At 35.3% G+C, this 11,442-nt stretch carries 8 protein-coding genes; all 8 read left to right on the forward strand.

Features of this window, described 5'->3' with window-relative positions:
• The first annotated feature begins 28 nt into the window (after positions 1–28).
• From G610_RS22045 to G610_RS0107110, 8 genes are read left to right on the forward strand one after another with little or no spacing between them, the layout of a single operon-like run.
• Positions 29–2,146: a glycosyltransferase gene (locus tag G610_RS22045; protein WP_051197791.1), complete on the forward strand. Its 2,118-nt coding sequence runs from the start codon at positions 29–31 to the stop codon at positions 2,144–2,146.
• 1 nt (position 2,147) lies between these two features.
• Entirely contained in the window at positions 2,148–3,197 is a 1,050-nt protein-coding gene (locus G610_RS0107080; RefSeq protein ID WP_026524236.1) for a glycosyltransferase family 2 protein, read from the forward strand.
• A 40-nt stretch (positions 3,198–3,237) separates the two neighbouring features.
• Complete coding sequence (locus G610_RS20095) at positions 3,238–4,971, forward strand: ABC transporter ATP-binding protein (RefSeq protein ID WP_051197792.1); 1,734 nt, start codon at positions 3,238–3,240, stop codon at positions 4,969–4,971.
• Between the two features lie 22 nt (positions 4,972–4,993).
• Positions 4,994–5,602 carry a GNAT family N-acetyltransferase gene (locus G610_RS0107090; RefSeq protein ID WP_026524237.1) on the forward strand — a complete coding sequence of 203 codons (609 nt, stop codon included), beginning with the start codon at positions 4,994–4,996 and terminating at the stop codon, positions 5,600–5,602.
• 15 nt (positions 5,603–5,617) lie between these two features.
• The gene (locus tag G610_RS0107095; protein ID WP_155830982.1) at positions 5,618–7,672 is read left to right on the forward strand and encodes a CDP-glycerol glycerophosphotransferase family protein; all 2,055 of its coding nucleotides are present in this window, start codon (positions 5,618–5,620) and stop codon (positions 7,670–7,672) included.
• Positions 7,665–8,768: a glycosyltransferase family 2 protein gene (locus G610_RS22050; protein WP_051197794.1), complete on the forward strand. Its 1,104-nt coding sequence runs from the start codon at positions 7,665–7,667 to the stop codon at positions 8,766–8,768. The genes G610_RS0107095 and G610_RS22050 overlap by 8 nt, the downstream gene beginning before the upstream one ends.
• An 11-nt stretch (positions 8,769–8,779) precedes the next feature.
• Positions 8,780–10,672, forward strand: a complete 1,893-nt coding sequence (locus G610_RS22055; protein WP_051197796.1) for a glycosyltransferase — start codon at positions 8,780–8,782, stop codon at positions 10,670–10,672.
• Complete coding sequence (locus tag G610_RS0107110) at positions 10,662–11,435, forward strand: glycosyltransferase family 32 protein (protein WP_035797160.1); 774 nt, start codon at positions 10,662–10,664, stop codon at positions 11,433–11,435. Before G610_RS22055 ends, G610_RS0107110 begins: the two co-directional genes overlap by 11 nt.
• The last annotated feature ends 7 nt before the right edge of the window (positions 11,436–11,442 follow it).

The following is an 11,442-nucleotide window of genomic DNA, read 5'->3' on the forward strand; positions in this document are numbered from 1 at the left end:
GTAATGAATAGTAATAGAGTTTAGTACTATGATGAGAATTGCAATTATAGCCCCATGTATACTCCCGGTTCCTGCTACTAAGGGTGGAGCTGTTGAGGAACTTATAACAAGAATAATTGAATACAATGAATTAAACGAAAACTATTTAATTGACCTTTACACAATCAGTGATGAAAAAACTGACGATACGCATTATAAAAATTGCAATATTATGTCAATTAATAATTCAAAAATCATAGGAATTATGGATGATTTACGAGATAAGATGTACAGAAGAATTCCAAATTGCAATTCTCGAAGATGGATGGATAAGTTTATTTGTCGAACATTTGTAAAGAACATAGAGAAATGCGGTATCATTTATGATTGCGTCATAGTTGAGAACATAGCATCTACAGCTCTTAAAATCTTAGATGCATGTTCCGTGGAAAGTGGATGCCCTGTATATTTTCACATCCATAATGATATAGATATCTATCGAAGCCCTGATGATATTAGAAGATTGGTAAAAGCCGGAGTTCAGTTTATATCAGTTAGCAAATACATGATGGATAGTGTTCATAGCTTTGCTAAGGATGCAGTTGTTCATATTCTTAATAATGGGATAGATATGTCCAGGTATGATAGATGTACAAAGGCTCCTTCTGATAATTTTAGATTTCTTTATACCGGAAGAATAATACCTGATAAAGGCGTTAAGGAGCTTGTTCTTGCATTCGAAGAGCTTTTGCATAATCCGGATGTGAAGAATATGAATTACAGCTTGGATATTATAGGCTTTTCTGAACAACAGACTAAATATGAAAAAAGCATATTAAAAATAGCTTCAAAATATCCGGACAAAATAAACTGCGTAAACAGAGTACCCACTTTTGTTATGGCTAAGAAATACAGAGAATATGACGTAGTTGTTATGCCAACAATAAATGAAGAACCTTTTGGGCTTGTGGCACTTGAAACGATTGCAAAAGGAATGGCTCTTATAACAACAGATTCCGGTGCATTGCCTGAAGTAGTTGGTGATGGCGCACTTATAGTTAATAAAGACTATGATTTGAGTAGTAGTCTTGCAGATGCCATGGTTAAGATTTCTGTTGATGAAGGTTTAAGAGAGGAACTGCAGGAGAAAGCTTATAAAAGGGCTCATGACATAAAAGAATACGATATATCAAATTATTATGGAAATCTTATTGAAATAATAGATGGACACTTTGAAGAAGAGGATATTATATCAGTTATTGTGCCGGTTTATAACGTTTCTTCCTGTTTGGAGAGGTGCTTTTATTCAATAACAGACCAGACATATAGTAAATTGGAAATCATTCTGATAGATGACGGTTCAACTGATAATTCAGGAAAGCTATGTGATAAACTTGCAGCTACTGATGAACGCGTAGTCGTGATTCATCAGGAAAATATGGGACTTTCAGGAGCTAGAAATACAGGTATAGATCATTCCTGCGGAAAGTATCTTTTCTTTTGTGATAGTGATGATTTCCTTGAAAAAGATGCTTTGGAAAAACTCCTAAGAAAAATGAAAGCGGATCATGCAGACGTGGTTGCATGCGGATTTGCAAAAGTATTTGATGATTACTTTGGTGGAAATGGTAAGGCTGAAGTTTTCACAGCGGCAAATTTTGGAAGATGGAGTGGCTCTGAGGCTGTAATACAGATGATGCGTGGCGATGATATTTGCACTGTCGCTTGGAATAAACTATATAAGAAGGAACTTTTTGACGGTATTAGATTTCCTGTGGGTGATAAAAATGAAGATGAAGCAACCACCTATAAAGTTTTATACAGAGCAGGAATTGTTTCATATATGCCGGAACCTTTATATAAGTATTATCAAAGAGATGAGAGTATTATGCATGAGGATCTTGAGAAACGATATGCATATTTCCTTAAAGCATCAAAAGACAGAGTCGAATATTTTAGAGGATTGAAAGAAACAGAGTTAGAACAGCATAGTCTTATAACCTTTCTTGAGTGGATTAAGTATTCATATAGAGGAATAGAGAAAAAAGAGATTAGAAATGAATTAGTGAAACTGTACAAGGAAAGCATATCTTTTTCAAACGCTCCTAAAGTAATGGGAAGAAAAAAACAGATAGCTTTGTGGTTGTGGAGATATATAAGATATTAAGATGATGAGTGAGAAGCCTTTGGTGTCGGTTATCATACCGACTTATAATTCTGAAAAGTACATAAGGGAATGTCTTGATGCCACTATATCTCAGACATACGAGAACCTGGAGATAATTATTGTGGATAATCTATCCTCGGATGCCACAATAGATGTGTGCAGTGAATATGCCGGTAGGGATAAACGAATAAGAATTTTTAGTAATCCTGATGTGGGAGTTTCATATTCAAGAAACTATGGCATAGCACATGCAGACGGGGATTTTGTAGTCTTTTTGGATTCAGATGATTATCCTGAAAGAGATATGATTGAGAGTTATATAAATGCTGATAAATCCTGGGAAGAAAGGAAACCGGCGTTTATAATTTGCGGTATGTTTTTTGATAATGAGATAAATAAAAATGTTGACACTACAATATCAATACTAGAGCCCGGATATGGGTATATTGAAGGTGAAAACTATTTATTATCCAGAAATGCAGTATCGGCACTTTCATGGCTTAAACTATTTAATTTTGTGACCAATAAATTCTACGACCTTAAGCTCATTAAGGAGAATGATTTAAGATTTGATGAGCGTATCAACATAGGTGAGGATTTGGAGTTCAATCTTGATTATCTGGATGTATGTGATGGTGATTTAGGAATGATAAACAGACCCTTATACCATTACATAAAGAGGGTAAGCAATAGCCTTTCTCTGACCTATCATGATAGTGATCTTGAGGACACAAAAAAGATTTATGAGCGCCTTATAGCTTGGGAGGAAAAGCAGAAGCATGTTACTGAAGACAATATCCTTGTACTTAAGGCTATGTATATTACAGACTGGATTAGCAGAATTACTACATACTATGAACACTTTAGAGGAACCGACAAGCTACGGAAACATATAATTAGGGCTGAGCTTAGTTCTCCAAAGTTCAAGAAAATGCTAATGGAAGTTTATAAGGCTAAAAAGATAGGCAGAATAAGGTACTTGTGCCTGAGAACCGGAAGGTATGAAGTATTCTATTTTGTAAGAAGTATATATCAGATTATGAAAGGCTGATAGAAGATAAAATATATTTAGGGGTTTGAAGGAGTATAACTTGAAAGAAAAATCATTTAAGGGCGGATTAAAGCAGATATTATGGACATTTAGTCTCTTTAGTGAATACAGATTAAGAATTATAGGCTATGCAATACTTATCATAGTTAAGACATTGATTGATCTGTCGCTGACATATGCCGTAGGTAGCGTAATTGACTATATAGTAAGTGATGATATGACTACCCTTATTAGGTTTGTCGTTATTTTTGTGGCTTGCTTTGTTGTTAAACTTATTGTCACGTATATAACAAACAGACTTAATGTATTTAATTATACAGCTATTCATAAGAATCTGACGTTGGCATTGTATGATAAGACTCTTAATGCTGATTGGGAAAGCCTGGAGAAACATCATTCAGGAGATCTTTTGACAAGGCTAAGCAAGGATGCAACCACTGTTGCAGGTAATATTAACGGCCTTTTACCGACATTTTTAGCAGATGGCTTTAAGATATTCGCTGCTGTAGCGGTTGTTGTATATTTTGACTATTCAATACTTATTGTTATGGTCTTGGCGGTTCCGCTGGTTTATCTTTCAACTAAACTTTTTGCAGGTAAAGTACTTGAGAGTCAGCGAAAAGGAAGAGAAGCTGAGTCAAATATCATGCTTCTTAATAAAGAGACTTTTCATAATATGCAGGCCGTAAAAGCCTTTGGCTTATTTGATGTATTTCACAAGAAGATGGATGAAAGGGCCGAAAATCGTAAAAAATGTGATATCAGGTCTAATTTGATGTACATGATATCCTGGGTTATAACACAGGCTCTGGGACTTATCACAATAGTTATTGCTGGAGCATGGATGATATATCGTGTTCATACTAACTATATTACGGTTGGAAATATTGCCTCTATGGCAGCTTTGGCTGTATCAGCTGCTACCGCACTTTCAAATCTCTTTTCTCTTATGCCTACACTGGTGGAATTTATTACTGCTTCTGAGAGAATAGAAGAGTTACTTGAAATACCGGATGAACCGGATATTGTGATCTCACCCGAGAAAAAGGCTATTATTGATTCACATCAGGGTGAAAAGATGTCCATAAAGCTTAATGGAATATCTTTCCATTATCATACAGGTCCAAATATATTTGAAGATGCAGACCTTGAAGCAAGTTCAGGTGAGATTGTAGCCATGGTAGGACCTTCAGGAGAAGGTAAAACAACTATGCTAAGACTTGTGCTTGGAATAGTCAGGGCACAGTCAGGTGATGCTAATCTTATTTGGGAAGATGGCAAAAAGATTCACATGGGAACTCCTACAAGATCTATGATTGCTTATGTTCCGCAAGGCAATACGATGATGTCCGGAACAATTGCAGATAATATGCGAATCATAAAGCCTGATGCAACAGATGAAGAGATTATCGAAGCACTTAGGATGTCATGTGCATACGATTTTGTTAAAAAGCTTCCTGATGGTATAAACCATATGATCGGTGAAAGTGGTCTTGGTTTTTCTGAAGGTCAGAATCAGAGACTTGCTATAGCAAGAGCTATTCTTAGAAAAACTCCGATACTTCTTCTTGATGAAGCAACATCCGCATTGGATGTTGTTACGGAGAGAGAAGTTCTTAGGAATCTTATGACTGCTGATACTCACAGAATTTGTCTCCTTACTACACATAGACCTAGTGTACTGTCTATGTGTAATAGGGTTTACAGAATATCTGATAAAAAGACCAGAGTTATAAATGATGATGAAGTCCGTGTTCTTATGAATGAATTCTAATATCAGTGTGGAGATGAGATATATGCCCAAAATGAGATATGAAGTAAAAACTGAAGATTTTCCATATGAGGAAATAACAAAATTATTACATGAAAGCTACAAGGAACATTTGGAGGCAGGAAGGAATTATCTTGCGGCGACTCAGACCGTTGAGGACACCAAAAGGAGATTGGATGGCAGGATAGTTGGTCTTTGTTACAATGAAGATAATAAATTGGTTGGTACAATAGCCGGAAAAATAATAAATAAACATGATGGAGAACCAAGAAAATGGTATGAAGATGACCATTACCTTTATGTAGAACAGATGGCGGTACATCCCGACTACAGAAAAACAAATGTCTTGGCAATGATGTCTATTACAGCTATGAAAGATAAAAGTTTACGGGAAGTCGACTCCTGGATGAGTGATACTTCTTCTCTTGCCACAGATTTGGTTGAATCATACGTTAAAATGGGATTTCAGATTGTTGATATGGTGTCATGGGAAACTACAAATTATTATTCCTATGTGTTTAGAAGACCATTAAAGGGACGTAAATTTGATCAAAAATATGTAAATCGTAAATTCTTTTTTAGTAAGCTTATATGTAAGCTTCGATATACGGAGAATGGAAAGAAACGTTTTTAATCTGAGTATATTCTCGTGGGAGTAAGAAGTGTCTTGATGAATTTGCATATTGTTATTCCTGATTTGATTGGTGCCGATGATGAGAACTTAAGTAAGTGTATTAAAGCATCAGAAAATCAATGGACAGATAAATTTAATATTGAGACCATGGTTGAAAGAGGAAACAGTTATCCGGATATTTTCAATAGGGCACTTACAAAAATAAAGAGCGGATATGTGCTCTTTATTTTTCCATGGATAATTTTAAAGGATAAGGCTTTTGATAACATAGATATATCAAAGAGCAATGAGAAAAACTCGGATTTATATGTACTTAGTTATGAAAGTATAGAATGGAATACTACTTCATTACATAAATTTGGTGATAGAGCGGTTAAGTGCGCTGATTATGTATGCGCACTACATGATCACAATGGCGATATTGGTTATATATCAATATGGAACAAGATTTTATCTGTTGATTTGGTTCATCAACAAGATATTCATTTTAATGATAGTTTGAAGGAATTTTGGGAATATGATTTTTTACTGAATTATCTGCGCCTTTGTGAAAATATTAGATTTTCCGACAGCATGATGGCAGCTTTTTACTCACAACCCGCGCCAATTCTTTCGGCATGTGAGCGTATACTGGAAAAAAGGCAGTTGTTTAATATATATGAGATTTTGCTTAGGGAAAAGGTAAATGATAAAAAGGCCAAAGAGATAATTGATATAGAAAAAGAAGAGTATATAGTTTATGAAAAATCAAGACTCTTCATGGAATTAGAGGAGGCTTCCGGGGAAAATAAGCTTCTTAGAGAAATTAAATCTGAAATTAGTGATATCGGTCCCAAAAAGGAAATAAAGATCTTTTATAAAACAGTAAAAGCTGCTCTTGGTTTTAGAAGAAGAAAGTTAATTGCCGGATTTAATACAGATAGACGGATAAGAAAGGCTAAAAAATTAAAAGAAAAAGAGACATATTATAAAAACAATTTTTACAAATTCAGAAGACCTATGCGATTTATCCATGGTCATGTCACAAGAAATAAGTATATTTTATTATACTGCGAAAGTAATACCATGAAGCCACATATTATGGACTATTACAGGTGTGTCAGAGAAATGGATGGTATAAAATTGTTTATTTTCTATCCTGATTTATGGAACTTTGAAGTACCGGATGGGGTTGAACTTATAAAAAGCAGATTTAAGGCGCTTTTTATGCCATGGGATCTTGTTGTATGTGCAGATGCCATTGCTCCTTTGTACTATAACAGAGAGTATGAAAAGCTAATTTACATAAATCATGGCCTTCATATGATTAGCTATGATAAAGGAAAAACCCTTTATGCATATGAAGAGGGGCTTGGACTGTTTAGTGCCATGTTTGAACCTAATAAGCGATATGCGGCTGTAATGACAGTAGAATATCCCAACGAAAATATCTGTCATACAGGATATAAAAATGCCAGAGATATTATTGAACTTGGTAATAAAAAATCCGAATATCGGAAAGAACTTGGTGTTAAGGATGAGGAGAAGCTAATAGCTGTATTTGGAACCTGGGGGATAGACAGTTTGTTTCACCGGGTTGGGGATGCTCTGATAGATCAGGCGAGAGAAATGATGAAAAATGGATATAAATTCATTTTGTCCATTCATCCCAAGGAATATTCTATTTATGATGAGAACATAAAACCACTTGGAGATTATATAGAGTCTCTTGCTGAAGAAGGTTTTATAATCCGAAATCCAAAGGATCCGAGTACTAAGTTTATGGTAGCTGCAGATATGGTTGTTTGCGATTATTCTACCCTTTGTGAGGAGGCTATGTTGGCTGGAAAACCTGTTTTACTCAGCGATTTTCAGACGGATAGGGTTTGGAAAAATTCAACAATTGCAAAATATAAAGAAAGATGTCCATCCTTTACGAGGGATAGTGACCTTCGAATGATGATAGAGAATGTTTTTGCAGACTCGGAACTTAATGAATACGCAAAACAATTGGCTATTGACCTTCTACCACCTAAGGGTGGATATGAGAATGCGGTCAGGGAGATAACCCAAAAGGTTATAAATGGTTAAAATGAGAAGAGACGGTAAACTGGTTTCTGTTATAGTTCCTGCATATAATGCAGAAAAATACATACAAAAGAATTTAAAATCCATACTTGCTCAAAGCTATGGGAATCTTCAGATAATTCTTGTGGATGACGGATCAAAAGATGGAACTCTCGAGTTCGCAAAAGAATGCGCTCAAAATGACAACAGACTTACTGTGATCCATAAAGAAAACGGTGGAGTATCCTCTGCCAGAAATATCGGTCTTGAGCATATTAAAGGGGAGTATGTTTTTTTTGTGGATTCTGATGATACTATCGAAGATAATGCCATAGAAGTATTGGTGAAAGCTATGGAAGACTCCGGCTCAGATTGGGTTAATTGCCAATATTCAAGGTGGGATGATTCAGGAAATAGACTGGATGACTACAACTTTATAAAAGGAATATGGAATTTTTCATCTGATGATGAGAGACTTGATTTCATCACAGAAAATCTTTTGAAATACTATATTGGTTTTGAAGTTTTTGATAAGCTCTTTAGGGCAGACATAATAAAGGATAATAATATCAAATTTTCAGAAAAATGCCGCATCGGGGAAGATCTTGCATTTAATCTTAAATATGCTATGTATGCAAAACAGATAAACTGCATTGATGACAGATGCGTAAGGTATGCTATACATGAAGATTCTGCAATGGGAAGGCATAAGGAGTTATCAAGAATTCTTTCTGAGAATATTCTACTTCTCGAAGATGTTTATGAATATTCCCAAAATGCGAGGAAAGCATTCTATATTGATAAGTTTTTGCTCATCTGTGTAAGAGTTATGGATAATTCATATATAGGACATACTCCTTCTGAGATTATGGAAGTAATGGATAAGGTAACTGATGTGGATTTTCTTGCAAGTATATATCGAAAATTATCTGTAAATAAAAGTGAAATTATTGGTTTATATCCAGTAGAAACTGCAAAGATCAAATACAGATATCATCAATATATACAAAAGGGTATAGAGGGCTTTTCCATATCTGACAGATTGGAAATACTTATATATGATTTATACAGAGGACTTAGACAAAGACCTTTATTGAAGGACTGGAGGATGCCTTATTAGGGAAGAGATTAATGGACAAACACGCATATCTTATAATGGCTCATAACGAATTTCATATGCTAAAAAAACTTCTTACTGAGCTTGACGATGAAAGAAACGATATTTTTCTTCATATAGATAAAAAAACAAAATATGTGGATGAAGCTCAAATCTCCGGTTGGTTAAAACATTCAGGTATTACTTTTGTTCCCAGAAAGAAGATATATTGGGGAACATACAGCATTACCGATTGTGAGATTAAAATGCTAAAGGAAGCTGTAAGAGGGCATTACTCGTATTACCATCTTATATCAGGCGTAGATTTTCCTTTAAAAAGGCAGGAGGCGATTCATGGTTTTTTTGAAAAGGCTGATGGGGAATATGTTGCCGGACATAGAAACGGAACAGATGGTGATGATTTTATATATAAGATAAAATACTATTTTCCGTTTCTTAGGTTTTTAGGTAAAGATACTTTTGAAGGTCCCGGTAAAAAGCTGGAATTTATGCGCAAATTTGTTGGCTTTCAGTATAAATTTATGCTTTATCAGGAAAAGCATGGGATAGATCGCCTAAAAAAACTAGAAGGAATGGAGTTCTATAAGGGGCATCAATGGTTTTCTATCACTCATAATTTGGCTGAGTATATTATTCAGAATGAGAGAAAACTGCAAAAAATCTACCACCTTACAAATGGTTCAGATGAAATCGCAATTCCGACGCTGGCAATGAATTCGGTTTTTCATGACAGGGTTAAGGATTCGGAGCTTCGTGAAATAGACTGGCTAAGGGGAAGTCCTTATGAGTACACTCTCGATGATCTTGAGGAGCTTAAGAATTCAAAAGCTTTTTTTGCAAGGAAAATATCTTATAACAGGGAACCTTTGCTGGTTAATAAAATTATAGAGCATATTCATGATACTAATAATACATCGGAAGAGGATCCGCTTATCAGTGTTATTGTGCCTTGCTATAATGTGGAAGCTTATCTAAAAGAGTGTGTAGACTCTCTTTTAGCACAGACTTACCGGAATATAGAAATTATCCTTGTGGACGATGGAGCTACTGATAATACCGGGGGTATTGCAAGAGATTATGCCGGGCGAAATTCTAATGTCCTTTATATACATAGGGCAAATGGAGGATTGTCAGCAGCAAGAAATACGGGAATAGATAATTCAAAAGGACAGTATCTTGCTTTTGTGGATTCTGATGATTATGTGGAGCCAGATTATATAGAAAAGCTTTATAAGTCAATCAGAGAAAACGGTTCTGACATAGCAGTGTGCGGTTATAAAAAAGAAGAGATGGAGACAGATTCCGTCACTTTTGATGAAAGTAGTGTAATCTCACCATATGCTGCAATGAGAATACTTAGCGATATTTTTCCAAAAGAGAATGTATTACTGGTAATAGCATGGAACAAACTCTATAAAAGGGAATTGTTTGAGAATACCAGGTTCCCGGAGGGGAAAATCCATGAGGATGAGCATACTGCCCATAGAGTTCTTGGACAGGCTGACTCAATCTCTGTAATAACGGATTGCCTTTATCATTACAGAATTCGGGAAGGAAGTATAACTGCTGGTAGAAAAGCGCAGAATCTAAAGCATCTTGATTTACTTGATGCATATAAGGATAGAATTGAGTATTCTGAAAGCATGATGTATGGCGAGCTTATGACATACATGCTTTACTCGTTTTTCGAAAGTATGAAAGAGCTTATGGTACTGTATACAGATGAGACTATCAAAGAAAACAAGCTTTATTCATATTTTCAAAAGCGGGCTAAGGAGATTTATTTCAGGTATTTTACAGAGCTTGATAGTTTCCAGAAAAAAGATTATTTTAAGCTTATTCTATTTCCGAAGAAGTATAGGCTAAGTGTGATCAGATTAAGAGATGAGAAGAATAATGGACAATAAACAATATATTCCTCATACTATTCACTATTTTTGGATGGGAGGAGCGCCAAAACCGGAATCATTTCTAAAGTATTTAGAAGGTTGGCGCAAATTTTGTCCGAATTTTGAGATAAAAGAGTGGAATGAGTCTAACTATGATATCCATAAACATCCTTATATGGAAAAAGCCTATAACGATAAAAAGTGGGCCTTTGTATCTGATTATGCCAGGCTTGATGTTTTATATCAGTATGGAGGAATTTATCTTGATACAGATGTAGAGGTATTAAAAGATCTTTCACCATTGTGCGAATATAAAGCGTTTATAGGGTTTGAGAATAGAGAAATTGTAAATGATGGTCAGGGATTTGGATGTGCTCCCGGTATGCCCATATTTAAAGAGATGTTGGATTGTTATGATGGCGAAGAACCATACGAAATAATTGATGGAATTCAAGAGTATATTGAGAGCCCCAAACAACGTACCAAGGTTCTTTTAAGACATGGCTTAAAGCAGGATGGTTCAAGGCAGACTGTAGATGGTGTTGAGATATTTCCGATAGACTATTTCTGCCCTCTTGATTATGATACCGGGCGTTTAAGAATTTCGCAAAATACATTTAGTATCCACCATTTTGATGAAAGTTGGCACGGGAAGAATACAGAATTTTACGCAAAGATAAGACAGATGTTAAACAGGGTGCTGGGAGTTAAGCTTGGAAGAAGAATATTCAGCAGATTTATGAAGACCAAAGATTCCTTTAAAAAGCTTATTGGCAGATGACTGTTGC

Origin of the sequence: Butyrivibrio sp. MB2005 (genome assembly GCF_000424285.1) — a bacterium.
In the GTDB taxonomy this organism is placed as follows: domain Bacteria; phylum Bacillota; class Clostridia; order Lachnospirales; family Lachnospiraceae; genus Butyrivibrio.